The organism is Enterovirga aerilata (assembly GCF_013044135.1).
Classification (GTDB): domain Bacteria; phylum Pseudomonadota; class Alphaproteobacteria; order Rhizobiales; family Beijerinckiaceae; genus Enterovirga; species Enterovirga aerilata.
The window spans coordinates 282,269-305,363 of sequence record NZ_JABEPP010000005.1; the positions used below are offsets into that span (position 1 = coordinate 282,269).

General features: G+C 68.9%; 23 protein-coding genes. 11 read left to right on the plus strand and 12 right to left on the minus strand.

All coding sequences use genetic code 11. The features are described 5' to 3' along the window. Positions 1-47: 47 nt before the first annotated feature. From HJG44_RS18485 to HJG44_RS18530, 10 genes are all read right to left on the minus strand, one after another. Positions 48-1,019, minus strand: a complete 972-nt coding sequence (locus HJG44_RS18485; protein ID WP_171219794.1) for an ABC transporter permease — start codon at positions 1,017-1,019, stop codon at positions 48-50. 54 nt (positions 1,020-1,073) lie between these two features. Next, on the minus strand, positions 1,074-1,361 hold the full coding sequence (locus HJG44_RS18490) for a GIY-YIG nuclease family protein (RefSeq protein WP_171219795.1): 288 nt from the start codon (positions 1,359-1,361) through the stop codon (positions 1,074-1,076). Positions 1,362-1,423: 62 nt separating this feature from the next. Continuing rightward, positions 1,424-2,998 carry an ABC transporter substrate-binding protein gene (locus tag HJG44_RS18495; RefSeq protein ID WP_171219796.1) on the minus strand — a complete coding sequence of 525 codons (1,575 nt, stop codon included), beginning with the start codon at positions 2,996-2,998 and terminating at the stop codon, positions 1,424-1,426. Positions 2,999-3,100: 102 nt separating this feature from the next. Next, positions 3,101-4,438 carry a methyl-accepting chemotaxis protein gene (locus HJG44_RS24065; protein WP_171219797.1) on the minus strand — a complete coding sequence of 446 codons (1,338 nt, stop codon included), beginning with the start codon at positions 4,436-4,438 and terminating at the stop codon, positions 3,101-3,103. Positions 4,439-4,531: 93 nt separating this feature from the next. Next, positions 4,532-5,545: an FAD:protein FMN transferase gene (locus tag HJG44_RS18505; protein WP_171219798.1), complete on the minus strand. Its 1,014-nt coding sequence runs from the start codon at positions 5,543-5,545 to the stop codon at positions 4,532-4,534. Further along, entirely contained in the window at positions 5,545-6,354 is an 810-nt protein-coding gene (locus HJG44_RS18510; protein ID WP_171219799.1) for a DUF4198 domain-containing protein, read from the minus strand. The genes HJG44_RS18505 and HJG44_RS18510 overlap by 1 nt, the downstream gene beginning before the upstream one ends. A gap of 16 nt (positions 6,355-6,370) precedes the next feature. Then, positions 6,371-6,880: a DUF2271 domain-containing protein gene (locus HJG44_RS18515; RefSeq protein WP_171219800.1), complete on the minus strand. Its 510-nt coding sequence runs from the start codon at positions 6,878-6,880 to the stop codon at positions 6,371-6,373. 11 nt (positions 6,881-6,891) lie between these two features. After that, positions 6,892-7,518, minus strand: a complete 627-nt coding sequence (locus HJG44_RS18520; protein WP_171219801.1) for a PepSY-associated TM helix domain-containing protein — start codon at positions 7,516-7,518, stop codon at positions 6,892-6,894. A 6-nt stretch (positions 7,519-7,524) separates the two neighbouring features. Beyond that, positions 7,525-8,208 (minus strand): Fe2+-dependent dioxygenase, encoded by a 684-nt coding sequence (locus HJG44_RS18525; RefSeq protein WP_171219802.1) that lies wholly within the window; start codon positions 8,206-8,208, stop codon positions 7,525-7,527. A gap of 57 nt (positions 8,209-8,265) precedes the next feature. Further along, entirely contained in the window at positions 8,266-10,497 is a 2,232-nt protein-coding gene (locus tag HJG44_RS18530; protein WP_171219803.1) for a TonB-dependent receptor, read from the minus strand. Between the two features lie 297 nt (positions 10,498-10,794). On the opposite strand from HJG44_RS18530, the gene HJG44_RS18535 reads away from it, so the two are divergent. Genes HJG44_RS18535 through HJG44_RS18550 form a run of 4 tightly spaced genes read left to right on the plus strand, consistent with a single transcriptional unit; the run spans position 10,795 to position 14,159 of the window. Beyond that, positions 10,795-11,718: a tetratricopeptide repeat protein gene (locus HJG44_RS18535; protein WP_171219804.1), complete on the plus strand. Its 924-nt coding sequence runs from the start codon at positions 10,795-10,797 to the stop codon at positions 11,716-11,718. Between the two features lie 26 nt (positions 11,719-11,744). After that, entirely contained in the window at positions 11,745-12,824 is a 1,080-nt protein-coding gene (gene exbB, locus HJG44_RS18540; RefSeq protein WP_171219805.1) for a tonB-system energizer ExbB, read from the plus strand. 4 nt (positions 12,825-12,828) lie between these two features. Further along, positions 12,829-13,275 (plus strand): TonB system transport protein ExbD, encoded by a 447-nt coding sequence (gene exbD, locus HJG44_RS18545; protein ID WP_171219806.1) that lies wholly within the window; start codon positions 12,829-12,831, stop codon positions 13,273-13,275. After that, entirely contained in the window at positions 13,272-14,159 is an 888-nt protein-coding gene (locus tag HJG44_RS18550; protein ID WP_171219807.1) for a TonB family protein, read from the plus strand. Before exbD ends, HJG44_RS18550 begins: the two co-directional genes overlap by 4 nt. A gap of 21 nt (positions 14,160-14,180) precedes the next feature. On the opposite strand, the gene leuC is transcribed toward HJG44_RS18550, so the two are convergent. Both leuC and rplS read right to left on the minus strand, forming a co-directional pair. Then, entirely contained in the window at positions 14,181-15,596 is a 1,416-nt protein-coding gene (gene leuC / locus HJG44_RS18555; protein WP_171219808.1) for a 3-isopropylmalate dehydratase large subunit, read from the minus strand. 302 nt (positions 15,597-15,898) lie between these two features. Next, a complete protein-coding gene (gene rplS / locus HJG44_RS18560; RefSeq protein WP_171219809.1) occupies positions 15,899-16,303 on the minus strand; it encodes a 50S ribosomal protein L19 in 405 nt (134 codons plus the stop codon). 264 nt (positions 16,304-16,567) lie between these two features. Between rplS and HJG44_RS18565 the strand changes: the two genes are divergently transcribed. From HJG44_RS18565 to HJG44_RS18595, 7 genes are all read left to right on the plus strand, one after another. Next, the gene (locus HJG44_RS18565) at positions 16,568-18,160 is read left to right on the plus strand and encodes an ABC transporter substrate-binding protein (protein ID WP_171219810.1); all 1,593 of its coding nucleotides are present in this window, start codon (positions 16,568-16,570) and stop codon (positions 18,158-18,160) included. Positions 18,161-18,353: 193 nt separating this feature from the next. Continuing rightward, on the plus strand, positions 18,354-19,331 hold the full coding sequence (locus HJG44_RS18570) for an ABC transporter permease (RefSeq protein WP_171219811.1): 978 nt from the start codon (positions 18,354-18,356) through the stop codon (positions 19,329-19,331). Beyond that, positions 19,331-20,284 (plus strand): ABC transporter permease, encoded by a 954-nt coding sequence (locus HJG44_RS18575; RefSeq protein ID WP_171219812.1) that lies wholly within the window; start codon positions 19,331-19,333, stop codon positions 20,282-20,284. The genes HJG44_RS18570 and HJG44_RS18575 overlap by 1 nt, the downstream gene beginning before the upstream one ends. 47 nt (positions 20,285-20,331) lie before the next feature. After that, positions 20,332-20,568 carry a hypothetical protein gene (locus HJG44_RS18580; protein ID WP_171219813.1) on the plus strand — a complete coding sequence of 79 codons (237 nt, stop codon included), beginning with the start codon at positions 20,332-20,334 and terminating at the stop codon, positions 20,566-20,568. 2 nt (positions 20,569-20,570) lie between these two features. Continuing rightward, positions 20,571-20,981 (plus strand): PIN domain-containing protein, encoded by a 411-nt coding sequence (locus tag HJG44_RS18585; RefSeq protein ID WP_246736349.1) that lies wholly within the window; start codon positions 20,571-20,573, stop codon positions 20,979-20,981. Continuing rightward, complete coding sequence (locus tag HJG44_RS18590; RefSeq protein WP_171219814.1) at positions 20,978-21,970, plus strand: oligopeptide/dipeptide ABC transporter ATP-binding protein; 993 nt, start codon at positions 20,978-20,980, stop codon at positions 21,968-21,970. The genes HJG44_RS18585 and HJG44_RS18590 overlap by 4 nt, the downstream gene beginning before the upstream one ends. After that, the gene (locus HJG44_RS18595; RefSeq protein WP_171219815.1) at positions 21,967-23,004 is read left to right on the plus strand and encodes an ABC transporter ATP-binding protein; all 1,038 of its coding nucleotides are present in this window, start codon (positions 21,967-21,969) and stop codon (positions 23,002-23,004) included. Before HJG44_RS18590 ends, HJG44_RS18595 begins: the two co-directional genes overlap by 4 nt. Positions 23,005-23,095: the final 91 nt, after the last annotated feature.

Here is a 23,095-nt window from a genome sequence, read left to right on the forward strand (position 1 = left end):
TCCCCTTCGTGGGGAGGGTAGGCGATCGACGGATCGCAAGATGCCCATCACCCGCCCACCTGGATGCGCGGATCGACCGCCCGGTAGACGAGATCGGTGACCAGGTTGAACAGCACGACCATCGCGGAGGAGACGAAGAACACGCCGAGCAGCACCTGGTAGTCGCGTTGCGCCAGCGCCTCGAACATCAGCCGGCCGATGCCCGGCCAGGCGAAGACGGTCTCGGTGAGGATCGCGCCGCCGACGATCTGCCCGGCCTGCAGACCGGCGAGCGTCACCACGGGCAGGATGGCGTTGCGGGCGACGTGCCGGCGCGTGACGACGCTCGGGCTCACGCCCTTGGCGCGGGCCGTGCGGACATAGTCGGACCCGGCGGTCTCCAGCATCGAGGCCCGCATCATCCTGGCGTAGAGCGCGGTGAAGAAGAGCCCGAGCGTCAGGGCGGGCAGGATCAGGTGGTGCAGGATGTCGAGGACGCGCGCGAGGCCCGTATAGCCCGCCCCGATCGTCTCGTAGCCGACATTCGGCACGAGCCCGAGCTTCAGCGAGAACAGGATCTGGCTCATCAGCGCGATCCAGAACAGCGGCGTCGCATAGAAGAGGAGCGCCGCGGTCGTGATCGCGGTATCGGCCCATGTGCCGGCGCGCCGGGCCGCCAGCGCCCCGAGCGCGGTGCCCAGCAGGAGCGAGATCGCGAAGGCGGAGCCGGTGAGGAGCAGCGTCGCCGGCAGGCGCTCGCCGACCAGCGAGGCGACCGACCTCCCCTGCCGGTAGCTGAAGCCGAGATCGAGCGTGAGGATGCCCTTCAGGTAGATTCCGAGCTGCTCGACCATCGGCCGGTCGAGCCCGAAGCGCTCCCGGAGCTGCTGGACGAAGACCTCGTCCGCCGCCCCCGCCTCCCCGGCCATCACGGTCGCCGGATCGCCGGGTGCCGCGCGGATCAAGGCGAAGTTCAGCACCGCGATCGCCAGGAGGACGACCACGCCCTTTGCGAGGCGGGAGGCGAGGAAGCGGAGCATCAGGGCGAGGGCGTCATTCCGGGGCGCCGCAGGCGAGCCCGGAACCCATAAACGCTACCGATTGAGAACAAGATACAGATCTTCCCACTCCGGGTTCATTTCCTCGATCAGCCGCAACTTCCAGTCTCGCCGCCACTTCTTCAGGGCCTTCTCTCGCGCGATCGCCTCATCGATACGGTCATAAGCCTCGTACCAGACCAGCCGGTCGACTCCGTACTTGGCCGAGAAACCCAGGATCATCTTCGTCTTATGTTCCCAGACCCGGCGCGCGAGGTTGTTGGTCACGCCGAGATAGAGAGTCCCGTGCCGGCGACTGGCAAGCATGTACACGTGGTAGGGCATGCCCAGCGTCGCCGTTTATGGGTTCCGGGCTCTCGCTTCGCGAGCCCCGGAATGACGGTGAACTACTCCTTCCAGACGTTCTTCGCCGAATCGTTGATGCCGATCGCGGTCGTCACGAGGTCCTTCACGTTGCAGCGGTAGACGGTCGGGAAGTCGAGCTCGAGCAGCCAGAGCACGGGCAGTTCCTCGGCAAGGATCTGCTGCACCTTCGTGTAGAGAGCCTGGCGGGCCTCGGCCGGAGCGATCGCGGCCTCGGCGAAGAGCTTGTCCACCTCCGGATTCGAATAGCTCCCCACATTCCCGAACGGGTTGCCCTTCACGATGTTCGTCGAGACGTAGGAGCGGGCGACGCCCGTCGCCGGGTCGCCGAGCTGGTAGAGGAAATTGAAGGTCAGGTCGAAATCGAAGTTCGAGGTGCGCTGCGTCCAGCCGGGCACGTCCGTGGACACGATGTCCATGTTGATCCCGACATCGGCGAAGTTCTGCTTGATCGCCTCGGCCCAGCGCTGCCAGGTCTCGCCATAGGGCAGGCCGAGGAACTGCAGCTTCTCGCCCTTGTAACCCGATTCTTTGACGAGCTTCTTCGCCATCTCGGGATCGTACTTGTAGATCTTGACGCCTTCGGCCGAATAGAACTTCGTCTTCGACGAGATCGGCCCGGTCGGGATCTTGCCGTAGCCCGACCAGATGACGTCGCGACCGAAATCGCGGTCGATCGCGTACATCATGGCCTGGCGGAAGGTCTTGTTGCCGAGGATGCCGCGCGTCGTGTTCGGCGTGATCCAGGCATGGGGGGCGAACATTTCCCAGCCCTTGGTGGTCACGCACGAATTCGGCAGCTTGGCGAGCCGGGCGACGTCGAAGATCTCGACCGCGCCGCCCGTGAGAACGTCCACCTTGCCGGTCTCGTAGGCGACCGCGCGCGCCGCCGCGTCCGGGATGAACTGGAAATACATCTCGTCGAAATGGGGCCTGTCCTTGTCCCAATAGGCCTCGTTGCGGACGAGCTTGACGAAGGAGCCCTTGCGCCACTCGCCGAACTTCATCGGCCCCGTGCCGATCGGCGTATTGTTGGCTGGATTCGCCCGGAAATCCGTCCCCTCGTAGACGTGCTTCGGGATCATGGGCGCGGAGGCGACCTCCTGCGACAGCATGAAGGGCCCGAAGGGCTGCTTCAGCGACACGCGGACCGTGAGATCGTCGACCTTCTCGATCGCCTTCACCTGGGCGTTCACGATCGGACGCCAGCGCGGATGCACCTCGCGCAGGAACTTGTCGAGGGTGAAGACGACGTCGTCGGCCGTGAAGGGCTTGCCGTCGTGCCAGGTCACGCCCTCCTGGAGCTTGAACGTATAGACGGTCTGGTCGGGCGAGATCTCCCAGCTCTTGGCGAGCGAGGGCATCGGGTTCAGCTTCTCGTCGTAGCGGAGCAGCGACTCGTAGATGTTGCCCGCGATCATGTTGGTCGGGCCGTTCTGGTTCAGGCCCTGCATGAGCATGGGCGGCTCGGGCGTGACGACGACCTGGAGAGCTCCGCCCTTCTTGGGGCTGCCAGAGGCGGCCTGCTGCGCGCCGGCCGCGCCCGCGCAGGCGAGAAGAGCGGCGATGGACGCCGCGCCGAGGATGCTACGCTTCACGTCTGATGCCCCTGCTGAGACGGTCCGGCCCGCCCTGCAAGGATTAGACCGGGGCGGCGCCCGGGCGTCAATCAGCCGGCGCCGGGACCGCTCGGGCGACGATCAGGCGGAGCGCACGCGGTCGAAGAGCACAGACATCGCGCCGTCCAGCGCGCCCGTGCGCTCGGCGATGCTGCGCGAGGTGGCCAGCACCGTCTCGGCCGCCTCGGCCGTGCGCTCGATCGCGTTCTCGACGGTCGAGACGGCGCGCCGGGCGGTCGCGATGTGATCCGCCGTGAACTGGGCGTTTTCCGCGATCGCATTCGTCGCGGCGTTCTGCTGGTGGATCGCGGCCGCCACCGTGGTCGCGCTGCCGCGCATGTCGAACACCGCCTCGCGGATGCCCGCGATCTCGCCGACCGAGCGGCGCGTCGCCTCCATGATGAGCTCGATCTGCCGGCCGATCTCCTCGGTGGCCTTGGCGGTCTGGCCGGCGAGGCTCTTCACCTCCTGCGCGACCACCGAGAAGCCGCGGCCGGCCTCCCCGGCGCGAGCGGCCTCGATGGTGGCGTTGAGCGCCAGCAGGTTCGTCTGGGCGGCGATCTCGGCGATCAGGTCCACCACCGAGCCGATCCTCTCGACCGCGCTCATCAGCGTGTTGATGCCGACATCCGTGCGCTCCGCGTCGAGGGCGGCCCGTCCGGCGAGCTCGGCCGTCCGCCGGACATGGGCGTCGATCTCGGCGATCGAGGCCGAGAGCTCCTGCGTGGAGGTGGCCGTCATGCCCGCATTGGCCGATGCGTCACCGCTCGCGGCCAGCGCCGCCGCGGCGTCCCGGCCCGCATCCTGGGCGAGGGCGGAAAGCCGGCCGGAGGTGCCCATGAGCGCAGCCGCGAGCTCGTTCAGGCTCGAGCGGACGCCGGAGGCGGCGCCCTCGAAATCGGAGATGGCCTGGTCGAGACGCTCGGCGCGCTCGTCCGCCTTCCGGGTGAGCTCGTGCGAATGGAAGATGACCGAGCAGGCGACCTCCAGCAGCAGCGCGCGCCCGAGCGCGTCGCAGAGCCGCACGGCTTTGGCCCCGTTGAAGCGGCATCTGCGCCCGATCGCCTTGTAGGCGGCCTCCTGGATGAAGCGGCTCACGCCCGTGCGATGCCGGGCGTCGAGCCCCATGGCGAGCTCGGCGGCGGCGAGCGAGAGGCAGTCCCGGGCCCAGGCGGCGTCGAACCGGCCGAGGAGCAGCTTCGGCAGGTGGTCCCTGGACAGCTGCGCGATCTCCGGCCCGCGGGACGCCATGAGCGGCCCGATCGGGGGCGGCAGCTTCGCCGCCTCGCGCACGTTCTCGTCGATGGCGGCCAGCATCTCGGGGCCGGCGAGCCGCCAGACTTCCCGGAGGAGGGCCTGCGTCGCCTCATCCATCCCGTAATGGATGCGCCGGAGTTCGAACTGGTCGTGCAGCGCCAAGATGGACCCACAGGATCGCGATCCCGCGACAATCCTGCAGGATGTCTTTCCGCCCCCTTAACCACGGGCAGGTCCGGGGCCGGCGGACGGCCCTCAATCCGCAAGGCGCTCCAGGGCGGGCGTGCAGGTCTCGACGACGCGGTCGCGCTGGCGGTGGAGGATGCGGGCCGCGAGCCCTTCCCGGGCCGCGAGCGCCAGGCCCGCTTCGGGCCCGAGCACGGCCAGCGCCGTCGCCCAGCCGTCCGCCTCCATGCAGCTCCCGTGGACGACGCTGGCCGACAGCACGCCCGCGGCGCTCGGCGCGCCGGTCGCGGGGTCGAGCGTGTGCGACAGGCGGGTCCCGCCGACATCCCGAAAACGGCGGTACTCGCCCGAGGTCGCGACCGACAGGCCGTGCAGCGCAACGAGCGTCGTCGGTAGCCCCGCCGCGCCCGGAGGCGTTTCGAGCGCCACCCACCAGGGCGAGAGGTCGGGCTTCACGCCCTCCCCGCGCAGCTCTCCGCCGATCTCGACCAGGAAGCTCGCGAGCCCCAGCTGCCGGAGCTCCGCCGCGACGAGGTCGACCGCAAATCCCTTCGCGATGCCGGAGAGGTCGAGCGCGAGGCCGCCCGGCTGGAGCAGCCGCGACCCGTCGAGCCGGAGCCGCCGCCAGCCCGCCTCGTGCCGCGACTGCGCCAGCGCCTCGGGATCGGGAAGGCCGGGGCGGGGCCCGGGGGGGCCGAAACCCCAGAGACCGACGAGCGCGCCGAGCGTGGGATCGAAGGCGCCCTCCGAGACCTCCGCGATGCGCAGCGCCGTCCGGAGGACGAGCAGGAACTCCTCGGGCAGATCGTGCCAGGTACCGGGCGGGGCGGCGTTGTAGCGGGACAGGTCCGAGCCGGCCTCCCAGCCGCTCATCTGCGCGATCACCCGGTCGAGCGCGCGCTGGACGGTCCCCCGGATCAGGCCGTCGGACAGATCGGGCCGGCCGGCGAGCTTCACGGACCAGCCCGTGCCCATGGCGGCCCCGGCGAGGGTCCGGACCGGCCCGGGTGCCGGCCGCAGGAGCGGGCCGGCGACGGGCGGGACGAGGACGCGGCGCGCCGGAGCGGCCGCCCGGGCGGCCATTATTGCGGCATGACCTCGAGCGTCGCGGTGTAGGAGGCGCGCCGGCGGGCGTTCTTGATCGTCGCCTTGTCGTCCTGGACGGAGGCCGACAGCCAGTACATGCCGGCCTCGGGCCACTTGATGGTGAACTTGCCGTCCTTGTCCGTCTTCACCTTGAAGTCGTTGAGCTTGGACCGGTAGCGGTTGCCGCCCGGCACCACCTCGACCTCGACATCGGCCGCGGGCTGGCCGTCGAGCACGAGCGCGAACTTCGCCTCCTCGCCTGCCGCGAGGTTGTTCGGATGCGTCTCGGCGACGAGCTCCAGGCCCTTGCCGGTCGGCTTCAGGACGGTCTCGGTCGGCTTGCCCGAGGTGACGAAGATCTCCAGCCGGCCCTGCGCCTGCGAGAGGCGGATATCCGTCGCGGTCTCGGGAATCTCGGGCAGCTTCCCGCCCATGGCGCGGAAGCGCTTCTGCTCGCCGCCCAGCTTGTAGCTGCCGAAGACGGCGTCGTTGGTGACCGCCATCTTGTAGGTGCCGGGCTGGGTGAGATGGACGTCGAAGGTCGAGCGGTACTTGCCCGTCGAGACGTTCTCGGGCTTCGCGGGCGAGCCGTCCGGCGCCGTGATCGTCAGGTTGTCCAGGCGAAGCGGGACGTGCTCGAAATAGAAGAGGTCGTTCGACACAGCGGCATCGACCGTGACCCACTGGTCGCCGCCCGACAGCACGGTCGCGGAGGGCAGCATCCACATCCGGTGGGCCGCCGCAGGGGTGGCGAGGGCGGTCGCGGCCGCGAGGGCCAGGGCGGCGAGTTTCAGGGCGGAGCGCATCGGGTCCTCCTCGGGATCAGGGTTTCAGTTCGACGGCGATGGCGGCGAGCTCGGACTCGCCCTTCTGCTCGGCCTTGACCGGGGCCGCGGGGGGCCACTGGAACGGAACGCGGAGCAGCTCGCGCCCGCCCACCTCGCGCGCGGCCTCCACGACCAGCGTATACTCGCCCGGCGCGAGCTCCGCGACGGGCGCCCTGTCGCCCGCAAAGGCGATCTGGTGCCTGCCGGGCGGGCGGGTCGCGCCGCTGATCCCGTCGACCGGCATGGCGAGCTCGCGGCCGGAGCGGCGCCACCAGGTGCGCATGTCCTTGAGCCATTTCGCGCCCTCGCCGTTCTTCATCTCGAGGTCGTACCAGACGGCGAGATTGGTCACCTTCTGGCCCGCGCCTTCGAGCCACACGGCGACATAGGGCCGGTGGTACTCGGACACGTTCAGGCGCGGGATCTCGACCGAGACCAGGAGCTCGGCCGCCGCGAGCGGGGTGGCCGCGATTCCGCCGGCGGCGGCGTAGACGAGAAGGCGCATCGGTCAGCGTCTCAGTGCATGAAGAGGAGGATGAGCAGGACGGGGGCCAGGAGCCCGAGGCCGACGAGCGGCCAGGTGCTCGGCCGGTTGTGCGAATGGAGCTGCAGCAGCACGAGGCCGGTGATCGCGAAGACGAGGCAGGCGACCGCGAAGACGTCGATGAACCAGCGCCAGCCGGCGCCGGTGTTCCGGCCCTTGTGCAGGTCGTTCAGGAAGGAGATCCAGCCGCGATCGGTGCGCTCGTAGGTGACCTCGCCCGTGTCGCGCGCCACCGTCAGCCAGGCGTCGCCGCCGGCTCTCGGCAGCGAGACATAGGCCTCGCCCGCCGACCATTCGGCCTGCCGGCCGGAGAGGTCGAGGCCGAGCTCCCGGCCGAGCCAGGCCGCGATCTCGGGCGGGAGCGGGGCCTTGCCCTTCTGCGGCCCGGCCGAGAGTCCGCCCGCGAGGCTGTCCGGAAGCCGCGCCTCGCGCGTGGTCACATGCGGCTTCCCCTCGATCTCGGCCGCGTGGTTCAGCGTGATGCCGGTGACCGTGAAGAGCAGGAGGCCGATCAGGCAGATCGCCGACGAGACCCAGTGCCAGAGATGGAGCTGCTTGAGCCAGTAGGACCGGCGCTTCTTCTTGCTTGCGGTCGTCACGCAGGCTCACAGCTCGGCCCAGCGGCGCAGCAGGTTGTGGTAGCAATTGGTGAGCGCCACCACGGCCCGGCTGTCGTCGGGCAGGTTCCTGCGGGTCTCGATGATGGCGAGGTCGAGGTCATAGAGAAGGGTGCGCTTGCCGTCGTCCTTCACCATGGATTGCGTCCAGAAGAAGGAGGACCAGCGGGAGCCGCGCGTGATCGGCTCGACCCGGTGCAGGCTCGTGGTCGGGTAGACGACCATGTCGCCGGCCGGCAGCTTCACCGAATGGCTCCCGTAGGAATCCTCGATGACGAGCTCGCCCCCGTCGTAATCGGCGGGATCGGTCAGGAACAGCGTCGTCGATACGTCGGCCCGCATACGCATCCCCGCCCCGGGGATCGCCCGCACGGCCCCGTCCACATGCGCCCCGAACGACATGCCCTCGTCGTAGCGGTTGAACATCGGCGGCAGCACGCGGAGCGGCAGCGCGGCCGAGTTGAAGACCGGGTTGCGGCCAAGCGCCTTCAGGATGATGTCGCCGAGCGTCCGCGCCTCGGGCGAATTCTCCGGCACCTGGAGATTACGCTTGGCCCTGGCGGCGACCTCGCCGGCCGTGGCCTTCCCGTCGATCCAGGACGAGCTCTCGAGAATGCCGCGGCACTGCGCGACCTCCTCGGCGGTGAGCACATTGCGAACCTGAACAAGCACGGTGGTCTCACTCAAACGCGGGAGGCGGCCCGGGAAGGGCCGGGCCGCCTCCGATGATCAGAACCGGACGCCGAAGCTGCCCACGAAGGTCCGCCCGGAAGCCGGCGTCACACGGCCGTTGAAGGCGGCGCCGTAGTTCAGCTCGTCCGTGAGGTTGTAGCCGTTCAGCGCGATGCGGATGTTGTTGACCTCGTAGGAGATCAGGGAATCCACCGACAGCGAGGCCGGGACCCGCGTGACGTTGCCGCTGTCCGCGAAGTACTCCGACTGGTAGAATACCCCCCCGCCGACCAGGAGCTTGCCCGGAATGGCGAGGTGCGGCGCGATGTTGTAGGTCGTGAAGACCGAGAAGTTGTCGTCCGCCACATAGGGCGCGACGTTGCCGACATTCGTGCCCGTATTGGTGCGCACGACGCGGCCATCGAGCCGGGCATAGGCGAGCTGGACGTTCCATTCCTCCGTGATGTTGCCGGAGGCGCCGATCTCGACCCCGTGGACGCGACGGCTCTCGCCCGCATCGAGCGGGCCCGCCACCGCGACCCCGGTCACCGGGTCGACATCGAAGGAGCCGTCCTTGTTAACCCGGAAGATGGAGCCGAACAGGCCGAGCTTGCCGTCGAGCACGTTGATCTTGGCGCCGACCTCGTAGAGCTCGCTGCGCTCCGGCGGCAGGAAGGTCGAGGGCAACTCGATGCCGGTGGCGCTCGCCGCGTACTGGCCCGTGGGCGAAGTCGCCTGCGCATAGGTCATGTAGAAGGTCTGATCCTTGGTGGGCTCGAGGATCACGCTGACCTTGGGGCTGACGAACTCGTTGTTGTTGCTCGTCGTCGGGCCGAGCAGCCCCGCCGCGTTGCTGGTCCGGAGCGTGCTCGAGAAGCTGTCCCATCGGATGCCGCCCAGGATCGAGAGCTGGTCGACGATCCAGACGCGGTCCTGCGCGAACAGGCCGATATCCTCGCTGTCGGAGAGCCGGCGGCCGGCAGGATTGCGGATAAAGGTGCTCGCGTTGGCGAAGGCCGGCGTCCGGATGTTCTGCGGCAGGCGTCCGCCGACCGCGGTCAAGGATTGCCTTTCGCTGTCCTGGTAGAAGTAGTTGACGCCGAACACCGCCTCATGCCGGAACGGGCCGGTGGTGAACTTGGCCGTGCCGGCCGTGACGTTCTCGACGCCCCAGTCGTTCTGCAGGAAACTCATGCCGCCGCCGGCCCCGTAGCCGATCACGGGATTGCCGCCCGCCAGGAAGTTGGTGGCGCAGGCCGCGGTGCAGCCGGCGGGATTTGTCTGCGAGAAGTTGCGGTCGTAGAAGGCCAGGCGGGTGTCGCTCGTGACCGTCAGCCAGTCGTTGACCTGCCACTTCATCAGCGAGGTCAGGAGATCGGTACTCGACTTGTCGCGGTCGGTGGAGCGGACATAGGAGGTCTGCCGCGGCAGACCGAACTCGGTCGCCGGAATCGCATAGCGCCATCCCGGCGCCTGGATCGTCGGCACGCCCATGTCCGGCGTCCGGTCCGTGTACTGGTGGAAGTAGTTCAGGTGCCACTGCGTATCGGTGCCGAGCCCGAAGCCGAGCGAGGCCGCGATGCCCCAGCGGTCGGACTTCACGTTGTTGCGGTCGGCGATGTCCTGCTGGTTGACCATGCCGTTGAGGCGGATCGCCGTCGTGGCGTCGATCTGACGGTTCACGTCGAAGGTGCCGCGGCCGAGGAAGCCGGTGCCGAAGGAACCGTCGATGTTGATGACGTTGCCGAGGAACGAGCGCTTGGAGACCTGATTGATCGCCCCGCCGACGGTGCCGACGCCGAAGGCCTCCGAGGACGGCCCCTTCAGGACCTGCACGCTCTCGGTATTGAAGCTGTCGCGCTGGTAGACGCCGAAATCGCGCAGGCCGTCGACGAAGAGGTCGTTCTTGGCCTGGAAGCCGCGGACGCGGAACTGGTCGCCGTTGAGCCCCCCGTTGCCCTCGCCGACCGAGACCGTCACGCCCGGCACGTTCCGGAGCGCCTGCTCGAGCGTGGTGACGTTCTGCTGCTCCAGGATCTCGCGCGGCACGACGTTGATGGTCTGCGGCGTGTCCTGGACCGTGCCGGGCAGGCGCGAGGTGCCGATCGGCGTCAGGTTCGTGTTCGCAGGGGAGCCGCCGGCCGATTCAACGCTGATCTGCGGCAGCGTGGTCGGGCCCGCCTCCTGCGCCCAGGCGTCGGCCGGGAGGAACGTACCCAGTGTCGCGGCCAGGCTGGCGCCCAGCGCCGCATGTCCGCCATGATCGCGCAACGAAAACGACTCGTTCATTTGCTTCGCCCCAGAAACCTCCCTCGCTTCTATGATCATCATTCACATCACGCAAGGATTTTATCCTAGAACCGCAACAAACTGGAGCTTAATGCAGTTTGAAGCTGTTCCAAATCAAAGAAACTGCCAGTCGATCTCTTGTTTGTATCTTTTCTAATCTATAATCTTCCGGCAATTAGCCTTGACCTAGGGCGGCCATGCTCTAAAGGTCGGCGCCCGCTCCGTCCCGGCTGCGGCTTGCGCGCGGCGCAGACGGCCAACGCGCGGCACAGGGCACAAGAAGCGCATCGGAGTGTCATGTCGGCGGCGAGCCTGACCTCGGACGACATCGTTTCGGCATTCGAGCTGCGCCGTATGAGCGCAGCCGACTGGGCGGCGGTGATGCGCTCCGAGCCGCGCGACGTCGCGCGCTACATCCGCTCGGCGGCCGAGCACGGGTTCAAGGCGGCGCAGGTCGTCTGGGCGCAGATGCTGCTGGACGGCCGCGGCGTCGCGCAGGACCGTGCGGCCGCCTACCGCTGGTTCCATCGGGCCGCGGAGCTCGGAAGCGTCGACGGTATCAACATGGTCGGCCGCTGCCACGAGCTCGGCTGGGGCGTCCCCGTGGACCATGCGGAGGCGGCACGTTGGTTCCGCCGCGCCGCCGAGAAGGGCTCCGACTGGGGAGCCTACAATCTCGCCTGCATGCTGCTCTACGGCGATGGCGTCCCGCACGACCCTGCGGCTGCGCTCGCCTGGTTCCTGACGAGCGCCGAGCGCGGGAACGCCAAGGCGATGGGCTTCGTGGGGCGCTGCCACGAGGAGGGCTGGGGCACCAAGCCGGATCCCGACGCCGCGCTGGACTGGTACCGACGGGCGGCCGAGGCCGGCGATTGCTGGGCGCAGTACAACCTCGCGACCCACGCCATCGAGACGGGCCGGGTCGGGGAAGCGCTCGCCTGGCTCCGCCGCTCGCTCGAGACGGGGACGCCGAATTTTCTGCAGGAGGCGGGACGCGCGCTGTCCGGCCTCGACGATCCGGATCTGGCGGAGATCGGGCGCGCCGCCCTCGCACGCGCCGCTGTCGCCGGGGCCCCTGGCCAGCCCGGTCAGGACGCCGCGCGCGGCCCGCGCCGGTTTCTCCGCCGGCTCACGGGTACGGGCGTCGCCCGCGACACCGGACCCGCCGCTGCCCCACCCCTCGACCGCGACGCGAGCCGCCGCTCCCACGCCGCACAGTGACGATCACCCCTTCCCGAGCCGGCCCGATGAACTCCTTCCGATTCCTGCGCGTCCTCGCCGCCTCCGCGGCGCTGAGCCTCCCGGCGCTGGGCGCCTCGGCGCAGGACCAGAATCCCGCCGCGGTCCAGTCCGGCCCCGCGCCGGCCGCGCAATCCTCGGCCACGTCGAATCCAACACCTGCGATTGCCCCAGCGGTCCCGACCGGGGCTCCCGCAAGTCCCGCCGCAGCGCCGGCGCCCGCACCGGCGGCCCCCACCGCGCCGCCGGCGGCTCCGGCCGTGGCACCAGTCGGGCCGGGCGGCCCGGCTGCGGACGCGCAGCAGCCCGGAGGAGGAGCGGAGGCCGCCTCCCAGAGCCCCGCTGCCCCACCGGCAACGGCCCCGCAAGCCGCACGGGGTCCGGCCGCTCCCGCGACGCTGCCGCACAACCTGTCCCCCTGGGGCATGTTCATGGGCGCCGACATCGTCGTGAAGGCCGTCATGGTCGGCCTCGCCTTCGCGTCCGTCGTGACCTGGACCGTCTGGCTCGCCAAGAGCCTGGAGCTTCTCGCGGCGCGACGCACGGCGCGCCGACTGCTCGGCCGCATCGCCTCGGCCCGCTCGCTCGGCCAGGCGGCCGAGGCAGCCGGCAACTCGCGCTCGCCGATCGGCAGGATGCTCGCGGCAGCCCTGGAGGAGGCCGAGCTGTCGGCCGGACTGGACAAGGACGGCCTGAAGGAGCGTGTCGCCTCCCGGCTCGAGCGCATCGAGGCGGGCGCCGCCCGGCGCATGACGCGCGGCACCGGCCTCCTGGCCACCATCGGGTCCACAGCGCCCTTCGTCGGCCTGTTCGGCACCGTCTGGGGCATCATGAACTCCTTCATCGGCATCGCGAAGTCGCAGACCACGAACCTCGCCGTGGTGGCGCCCGGCATCGCCGAGGCGCTGCTCGCGACCGCGATCGGCCTCGTCGCGGCCATCCCGGCGGTCGTGATCTACAACCTCTTCTCACGCTGGATCTCCGGCTACCGGGCGCTCCTGTCGGATGCCTCGGCGGAGGTGATGCGGCATCTCAGCCGCGACCTCGACCGGGCGCGCCGGCCGCACCTGCGGGCCGCCGCGGAGTAGAGCCATGGGCGCGAAGCTTGGCGACAGCGGCGGCGACGATCTCGAGCTCAATCACGAGATCAACGTCACGCCCTTCATCGACGTGATCCTGGTGCTGCTGATCATCTTCATGGTGGCGGCGCCGCTCGCCACGGTGGACGTGCCGGTCGATCTTCCGACCTCGACGGCGCAGCCGCAGCCGCGGCCGGACAAGCCCGTCTTCCTGACCGTGAAATCCGACCTCTCGCTCGATCTCGGCGAGACGCCGGTTCCGCGCGAGGGCCTCACGGGCGCGCTCGAATCCGTCACGGGCGGGGACCGAGAGCAGCGCATCTTCCTGCGCGCCGACAAGGCGGTAAGCTACGGCGACCTGATGGAGGTGATGAACACCCTGCGCAACGCCGGCTTCCTGAAGGTCGCGCTGGTCGGGCTCGAGGGTGCGCCGGCCGCGAACGGAGCGCTGCCGAAGTGAGCGCCATCGCCCTGTCCGGGCCGGGAGATTTCGACGGCGGCGAGGTCTCGCGCTGGGCCGTGAGCTTCGCGGTCGTGCTGGGATTGCACGCGGCCGCGTTCACGGCGATCGTCGCCTACCGGAGCGCCACGATCGAGCCCGGCGAAGCCCTGCCCGCCGTGATGATCGACATGGCGCCGCCGCCCGCCGCCCCGACGCTCGCGCCGAGCGAGGCGCCCCCCCAGGAGGCCGTGCCCGAAGCGGCCATGCCGGAGCCCGTCCTCGACGCCCCGCCCGACGTCCCGGAGCCGGATGTCGCGCCGCCCGAACCCGTCCTCACGGCCGAGGTGCCGCCGCTGGAGCCGCTGCCGGAGGTGCCGCCGGTCGAGGAGCTCATTCCCCCGACCCCAATCGTGAGAGAGACGGCGGCCGTGGCGCTGCCGCCGCCCCCCAAGGCGGCGCCGAAGCCGAAGAAGGTGGTCGAGAAGAAGCCCGAGGCGAAGAAGCCGCCGAAGCCCGTCCAGGCCAGGCGGGCCGAGCAGCGGCAGGAGGCGCGGCGGCCGCCGCAGCAGCAATCGGGCGCGCAGACCACCGCCTCCATCGCGTCGAATTCGAGCGGCTCCTCGGCCGCGAGCCGCGCTTCCTGGCAGGGCGCGCTCGTCTCCCATCTCCGCCGGCATCTGCGGCCGCAGCCGGGGCAGACGGGCGCGGCCTCCGTGCGCTTCTCGGTCGATCGCGGCGGGCGCGTGCTCTCGACGAGCCTCGTCGGCAGCGCCGGCTCGCCGGCGCTGGACGCGGAGGCGATCGCCGTCTTCCGCCGCGCGCAGCCGCTCCCGGCCCCGCCCGCGGAGGTGCCGGGCGCGAGCTTCACCTTCACGGTCCCGATCCGGTTCACCGTGCGGTGAACCGGAAAGGCGGGCGATGCTCTAGCGGAAGGTCCGCACGTCGACGAAGCGGCCTGCGATCGCGGCGGCCGCGGCCATCGCGGGCGAGACGAGATGGGTGCGGCCCTTGTGGCCCTGTCGGCCCTCGAAATTGCGGTTAGATGTCGAGGCGCAGCGCTCTTCCGGCGCGAGCCGGTCGGCGTTCATGGCCAGGCACATGGAGCAGCCGGGCTCGCGCCACTCGAACCCCGCCGCCCTGAAGATGCGGTCGAGCCCCTCGGCCTCCGCCTGCATCTTCACCACGCCCGAACCCGGCACGATCCAGGCTTGCACGGAGGGATGCACCTTCAGGCCCTCCACCACCCGCGCTGCCTCGCGCAGATCCTCGATGCGGCTGTTCGTGCAGGAGCCGATGAACACGCGGTCGATCGCGATGTCGGTGACCTTCGTGCCGGGCTTCAGGCCCATATATTCGAGCGCCCGCTTCTTCGAGAGGCGGGTGTTCTCGTCCGCGATGAGATCGGGATCGGGGACGACGCCGCCGATCGCGACGACATCCTCCGGGCTCGTCCCCCAGGTGACGAGCGGCGGCAGGTTCGAGGCGTCGAGCCGGACCTCGCGGTCGAAATGCGCCCCCTCGTCGGAGGGGAGCGTCCGCCAGAAGCGCACCGCCTCGTCCCAGGCATGCCCCTTCGGGGCCTTCGGGCGGCCCTTGATATAGGCGAAGGTCGTCTCGTCCGGGGCCACCATGCCGGCCCGGGCGCCTCCCTCGATCGACATGTTGCAGAGGGTCATGCGGCCCTCCATCGAGAGGGCGCGGATCGCCTCGCCGGCATATTCGATCACGTGGCCGGTGCCGCCGGCGGTGCCGATCTCGCCGATGATGGCAAGCGCGATGTCCTTCGCCGTGACGCCGGGGGGCGCGCGGCCGTCGACCGTGACGCGCATGTTCTTCATCTTCTTCTGGATCAGCGTCTGGGTGGCGAGGACATGCTCGACCTCCGAGGTGCCGATGCCATGCGCCAGCGCCCCGAAGGCCCCGTGCGTCGAGGTGTGGCTGTCGCCGCAGACGATCGTCTGGCCCGGGAGGGTGAAGCCCTGTTCCGGCCCGATGACGTGGACGATGCCCTGCCGGACATCGAGCTCGTCGTAGTACTCGATGCCGAATTCCTTCACGTTCTCGGCGAGCGCCGCGATCTGCTGGGCGGATTCCGGATCGTCGATGCCTTTGTGCCGGTCGCCCGTCGTGACGTTGTGGTCGACGACCGCGAGCGTCTTCTCCGGCGCGTGGACGCGGCGGCCGGCGACGCGCAGGCCCTCGAAAGCCTGCGGCGAGGTCACCTCGTGGACCAGGTGGCGGTCGATATAGAGGAGGCAGGTCCCGTCCGGCTGGCGGTCGATGACGTGATCGTCCCAGATCTTGTCGTAGAGCGTGCGGGGGGCGGCGGTGGCGGACATGGCGTAACCTCGTGGCAGATGAGCGGCGCTTGCGGCACGCTCGGAAAGAGCACAGTCGCGCAGGACGCGCGGGTCAGACTGAGCGTCTAAGGTCCGCCAGGATCGCCGCCGTGAAGCGGCCGAAGAACCGCGACGGCAGGCGCGCGTGGTCGTGGAGCACCACGAGCCCCGGTGCGATGCGCGCGACCGTCCTTGAAGCCATTCCAGATATGTAGTGCGATCGCGGGCGCGCGGCAATGCCACGGCCGCCAACGAAAAAGCCGCCTCGCGGCGGCTTTGTCGGCCCTCTGGGGCAGCCCGTCCTATTCGGCCGCGGCCGGGGTCTCGCTCTTGGTGTGCTGGTCGCCCACGCGGCGATCCGCGCGCTCGGCGATGCGGGCCGACTTACCGCGCCGGTCGCGCAGGTAGTAGAGCTTGGCGCGGCGCACCTTGCCACGGCGCACGACCTTGATGGAATCGATCAGCGGCGAATGGACCGGGAAGACGCGCTCGACGCCCTCGCCATAGGAGATCTTGCGGACCGTGAAGGACTCATTCAGCCCGCCGCCGGAGCGCGCGATGCACACGCCCTCATAGGCCTGGACGCGGGTGCGGTCGCCCTCGCGGACCTTCACGTTAACGATGACGGTGTCGCCGGGCTCGAAATCGGGGATCGTCTTGCCCAGAGCCGCAATCTGCTCGCGCTCGAGCTCTTCGATGATGTTCATGGTCAAAACCTTCGCTGGACGGGAGACGAAGTCGCCCGCGGGATTTCAGCATTCCTGTTGTGAATTGGGCGCTGCCATACCGGAACTCCCACGCGCTGTCGAGACCCTGCTCGACTTGCCGAGACCGGCCTCCGTCTTCCGCCGTGCTTGCCGCGACCGCTTTGCCGCAGCGGCACGGGGCTGGACCGATTCCCCGGAGCCGTTCTAAGTTCTGGCCCCAGGCTTGCACCCTACGGTTGGCGAGAGCCTCGGAGACCCCATCGCATGAAGTTTCGCAGCGTAATCCTGGCGCTTGCTGCGGTCGGCGCCATGACGGCGGCCCTTCCCGCCTCGGCCGTGACCGTCCGCTACGCCAACCAGGGCGACCTCAAGGCGCTCGACCCCTATACGCTGAACGAGACGACCACCATCGCGCATCTCGGCCACGTCTATGAGGGGCTGACGAAGCGCGGCAAGGACCTCGCCATCCAGCCCGCCCTGGCGGAAAGCTGGGAAACCCCCGAGCCGACCCGCTGGCGCTTCCATCTGCGCAAGGGCGTGAAGTTCTCCGACGGCACCCCGTTCACGGCCGACGACGTCGTGTTCTCGGCCGAGCGCGTGCGCGCCCCGGGCTCCAACTTCGCGACGCGGCTGCCGCCGGACGCCAAGGTGATCAAGGTCGACGACCACACGGTCGACATCGTCACCGACAAGCCGAACCCGATCCTCCACTACCAGTTCGACGGCTGGTACATCATGTCGAAGGCCTGGGCGGAGAAGAACGGCGCGGTGGCGCCGACGCCCGCGGCCGCGACCACCCCGAGCTTCGCCTCGCTCAATGCGATGGGCACCGGGCCCTTCACGATCGAGAGTCACCAGCCCGGCGTCCGCACCGTCTTCAAGAAGAACCCCAATTACTGGGGCAAGATGGAGGGCAATGTCGACGAGATCATCTTCACGCCGATCGCCAACGACTCGACCCGCGTCTCGGCGCTGCTCTCCGGCGAGGTCGACATCATCGAGCCGGTGCCGCTGCAGGACATCAACCGCGTGAACGGCTCGCCGAACGCGCAGGTTCTCACCGGCCCCGAGACCCGGACCATCTTCCTCGGCATGGACCAGGCCCGCGACGAGCTGGTGAACTCGAACGTGAAGGGCAAGAACCCCTTCAAGGACGTCCGGGTGCGCGAGGCCTTCTACAAGGCGATCGACGTGGACGCCATCAAGTCGCGCGTGATGCGCAATCTGTCGACGCCCTCCGCCCTGATGATCGCGCCCGAGTATTTCAGGCTCGCGAAGGAGTTCACGCGGCCGAAGGCCGATCCGGAGCGCGCGAAGAAGCTCCTCGCCGAGGCCGGCTATCCGGACGGGTTCGAGGTCGGGATGAACTGCCCGTCCGACCGCTACGTCAATGACGGCGACATCTGCCGCGCCGTCATCGGCATGCTCGCCCGGGTGGGCGTGAAGGTGAACCCGATCATCGAGCCCAAGGCGCAGTATTTCGCCAAGGTGCTGAAGACGGGCGGGTTCAACACCTCCTTCTACCTGCTGGGCTGGACGCCGAGCACGGGCGACAGCCACAACGTGCTCTACGAGATCATGGGCTGCCGCGGCCGGAACGGCGCCTCGCGCGGCGACACCAATCTCGGCGGCTACTGCAACCCGAAGCTTGACGAACTGACCGACCAGATCCTGGTCGAGACCGACCAGGCCAAGCGCGACCAGCTGATCAAGCAGGCCTACGAGATCGGCAACGCCGATTACGCCTACATCCCGCTGCACCAGCAGTCGCTCGCCTGGGGCGTGTCGAAGAAGCTGAAGGTCGCCCAGCGCGGCGACAACCAGGTGCGCTTCGAATGGGTGGTGAAGGGCGAGTAGCTGCGCGTTCCGCCGCGGCACTCTTTTCACATCGAGACGCCCGATCGGCCGGAGAGCATTTTCGAGTGAAGTGGAAACCGGTTCACGTGAAGAAAATGCTCTCCTTCAAACGGCTAGAGCAAATTCCGAGCGGAAAGCCGGCACCCACTTTTCCTGGATCTGCTCTAGGCCGGCCGGGATCTGAGTTTCCTTGATGATCGCATTCCTGGTCCGGCGCGTGCTCCAGGCCGTCGGCGTCTTCCTGGCCGTCGGCGTGATCGCCTTCACGATGTTCCGGTTCGTGGGCGATCCCGTGAACCAGATCGTCTCCATCGACACGCCCTACGAGGAGCGGGTGAAGATCCGCGCCTCGCTCGGTCTCGACGACCCGATCCCGGTGCAGATCCTGCGCTATCTCGGGCGCGCCGCGACCGGCGATTTCGGCATCTCCTACCAGTTCCGCCAGCCGGTCTCGGCGCTCTTCGCCGAACGCCTCCCGGCGACGCTTGAACTCGCGTTCTGCGCCACGATCTTCGCCCTCGGGCTCGGGGTCGTGCTCGGCGTCGTGTCCGCCCTGAAGCGTGGGACTGCGCTCGCTGCGGCGCTCGAGACCGTCTCGCTGGTCGGGATCTCGCTGCCGACCTTTCTGATCGGCATCTTGCTGATCTACGTCTTCTCCGAGGGCCTACGCTGGCTCCCCTCATTCGGGCGCGGCGACGTCGTGAATGTCGGCGGCTGGACGACGGGCTTTCTCACCACCTCCGGCCTCCTTGCGCTGGTCCTGCCCTCGATCACGCTGGGGCTCTTCCAGATGACGCTGGTGATGCGGCTCGTCCGCGCCGAGATGCTGGAGGTGCTGCGCACCGACTACATCCGCTTCGCCCGTGCTCGCGGCCTCAAGACCCGCTCCATCCATTTCGGCCACGCGCTCAAGAACACGCTGATCCCGGTCATCACCATCGCGGGACTGCAGCTCGGGTCCGTGATCGCGTTCGCGATCATCACCGAGACGGTGTTCCAGTGGCCGGGGATGGGCTTTCTGTTTCTCCAGGCGGTGCAGAACGTCGACATCCCGATCATGGCGGCCTACCTCCTGCTTGTCGCCTTCATTTTCGTGACCATCAATCTCGTCGTCGACCTCCTCTACACGGTGGTCGATCCGCGCATCACGATCTCCGGGCGGCCCGCCTGATGGCCGCCTCCGCCACCTCCGCACCGGTCACCGCCGCAAAGCCGCCGGGCCTTTTCGCGCGCATCTTCGACGGCGACGTCTGGGCCTCGTTCCGCCGGTCCAAGCTGGCGATGGTCGCGGCCATCGCGACGCTGATCTTCTTTCTGGCCGCCCTCCTGGCCAATCTCGGTCCGCAGGATCCATTCGATCCGGCGCAGCTCGAGCTGATCAATAGCCGCATTCCGCCGCTCTGGACGGCGGATGGCCAGCCGCCCTTCCTCCTCGGGACGGACGATCAGGGCCGCGACATCCTCTCGGCGATCCTCCATGGACTGCGCATCTCGCTCATCGTCGGCGCGCTCGGCGTTCTGCTCTCCGCGACGATCGGCATCGCGCTCGGGCTCGTCGCCGGCTATGTCGGGGGCGCGGTCGATGCGCTCATCATGCGGGTGGCCGACGTCCAGCTCACCTTTCCGGCCATCCTCATCGCGCTTCTCGTCGACGGCGTCGCGAAGGCCGTCTCCGGCGGCCAGATGTCGACGCCCGCCATTCTGGGCGTTCTCGTCCTCTCGATCGGGCTCTCCTTCTGGGTCCAGTATGCCCGGACGGTGCGTTCCTCCGTGATGGTCGAGAAGAACCGCGACTACGTCCAGGCCGCGCGGCTGATCGGCCTCTCGTCGCCGGTGATCATGGTGCGGCACGTGCTGCCGAACACGATCGGGCCGGTCTTCGCCATCGCGACCATCAACTTTGCGCTCGCGATCATCACCGAGGCGACGCTCTCGTTCCTTGGCTCCGGCATGCCGGACACGCAACCCTCGCTCGGGACGCTGATCCGCATCGGCAACCGCTACCTCTTCTCCGGCGAGTGGTGGATCGCCGCATTCCCGGGCCTCACGCTGGCGCTGCTCGTGCTCGCCGTGAACCTGCTCGGCGACTGGCTGCGCGATGCGCTCAACCCGAAGCTGCGGTGAGCTGCCGCGTACTATATTCAGGCGTTGACGCAGCGACGGAGGAGGAGATGGGACGGGCTCTCGTGGTCAAATCCGACAAGAAGACCACTGTCGTCATGCCCGACGAGATCACTCTGCCGGAGGGTCAAGTCGACGTACGTGTCGTGGGTAACGACGTCGTACTCAGTCCAACGCCCGAGAAGCTCGACATCGACCGCTTTATTCAGCTGCTGCAGGAGCTTCCGGACGACATGTTCGAGGGGATCAAGGACGAGCGCCCGCCAGAGACGCGGGAGGAGTTCTGAGCTTGGCCGGGTTCATGCTCGATACGGATACGCTCATCCGCCTGCGACGGCGGCAACCTGCAGCACTGATGAAGCGCTTGGCCGGCCTGAACCGCGCGGACGCGGTGGTATCTGTGGTCAGCTATGGCGAACTGCGGGTTGGCGCCGAGAAGAGCAATCGGCGCGCCGACGCACTCGCGACACTGGAAACCTTGATGACTCTGGTCACCCTCGCGCCGGTACCGACAGTTGCGGCGATCGATTATGGCGAGATCCGCTCTCATCGCGAACGGCACGGCCAGCTGATCGGGCCAAACGACCTCTGGATCGCCGCGCATGCCCGCTCCGCCGGGTTGACCCTCGTTACCGACAACGAACGCGAATTCCGACGCGTGCCGGGCCTCGCCGTCGAGAACTGGGCGGCCGCAGCGTGACCCCTCCCCTCCTCCAGGTCCGCGACCTCACGGTCGAGTTCGCCACGCGCCGTGGCGTGCTGCGCGCGCTCGACCGGGTCTCCTTCGATATCGGCCGGGGCGAGGTGCTGGGCGTGGTGGGCGAATCCGGCGCCGGCAAGTCGGTGACCGGCTCGGCCGTGATCGGCCTGATCGACCGGCCGGGCCGGATCGCCGGGGGCGAGATCCTGCTCGACGGGCGCCGCATCGACAACCTGCCGCCGGAGGAGATGCGCAAGGTGCGCGGCAAGCGCATCGGCATGATCTTCCAGGACCCGCTGACCAGCCTGAACCCGCTCTACCGCATCGGCGACCAGCTCGTGGAGACGATCCGCACCCACACGGATCTCTCGGCAAGCGCGGCGCGCAGGCGCGCCATCGATCTGCTGGCCGAGGTCGGCATTCCCGCGCCCGAGAAGCGCATCGACGGCTACCCGCACCAGTTCTCGGGCGGCATGCGCCAGCGCGTCGTCATCGCTCTCGCGCTCTCGGCCGAGCCGGAGCTCATCATCGCCGACGAGCCGACGACGGCGCTCGACGTCTCCGTCCAGGCGCAGATCATCACGGTTCTGAAGCGGCTGTGCCGCGACCACGGCACCGCCGTGATGCTGGTCACCCACGACATGGGCGTGATCGCCGAGACCGCCGACCGCGTGGCGGTGATGTATGCCGGCCGGGTGATCGAGATCGGCAACGTGGCGGATGTGGTCCAGAATCCGCTCCACCCCTATGCTAAGGGTCTGATGGGCGCGATCCCGACCCTCACGGGCCAGGAGCGCCGGCTGGCGCAGATACCGGGCTCGATGCCCCGCCTTTCGGCCATCCCGCCGGGCTGCCCCTTCAATCCGCGCTGTCCGCACGCCTACGCGCCATGTCCGACCATACGGCCGGACCTCACGAACTACGACCGCCATCCGGTAGCCTGCCATCTCTATGATCCGGCCTATGCGCCGGAGGGAGTGGCCGCATGACCCCGCCGCTGGTCGAGGTCCGCCATCTCAGGCGGGTCTTCGACGTCTCGCCGCCGTTTCTCAACCGCCTGATCGAGCGCGCCCCGAAGCAGTTCCTGAAGGCGGTCGACGACGTCTCGTTCGATATCGCGCGCGGCGAGACCTTCGCGCTGGTCGGCGAATCCGGCTCGGGGAAATCGACGGTGGCCAGGATGGTGGTCGGCCTTCTGGAGCCCACGGCCGGCGAGGTCACCATCGACGGCGTGAAGATGACCGGACGCGCCCCGGCGGAGGATCGCAGGCGCGTCCGCCGGCGCATGCAGATGATCTTCCAGGACCCCTATGCCAGCCTCAATCCGCGCTGGCGGGTGGACAGGATCGTCGCCGAGCCGATCCGCGCCTTCGGGCTGATCCAGGGCGAGGCCGCGATCCGCGAGCGGGTCGGCGAGCTGCTCGGGCTGGTGGGCCTGCATCCCGACGACGGCGTCAAGTATCCGCACGAATTCTCTGGCGGGCAGCGCCAGCGCATCGCCATCGCGCGCGCGCTCGCGTCGGATGCCGAATTCATCGTCTGCGACGAGCCGACCTCCGCGCTGGACGTCTCGGTCCAGGCGCAGATCCTGAACCTGATGCGCGACCTGCAGGATCGGCTCGGGCTCACCTACCTGTTCATCTCGCACAACTTGGCGGTGGTCCGGCACATGGCGAGCCGGATCGGGGTCATGTATCTCGGCCGCGTGGTCGAGATCGGGGAGGGCCGCGGGCTGTTCACCGGGCCGAAGCATCCCTACACGCGCATGCTGCTCGACGCCGTGCCCGACCTCGCCCATATCGGGCGGCGGCGCGAGCCGGTGCGCGGCGAGATCCCGAACCCGATCAATCCGCCTTCTGGCTGCACCTTCAACCCGCGCTGTCCCTATGCGAACGACCGCTGCCGGGCCGAGATTCCGCCCTTCCTCGAGAGCGTCGCCTGCCACGGCTACCACGAGCGACGCATCCCGACCGGCCCCGTCGAGTTGCTCGTGCCCGACGGCATGGCGGCGCTGCCGGCCTGAGCCTGTCCTCGCCGGAAGAAGGGTCGGATGCGTGGGCCGAGCCCGCCCCCACGCGCAGAGCGTGCCGAAATTCTGCAATCCAACTGAGGCG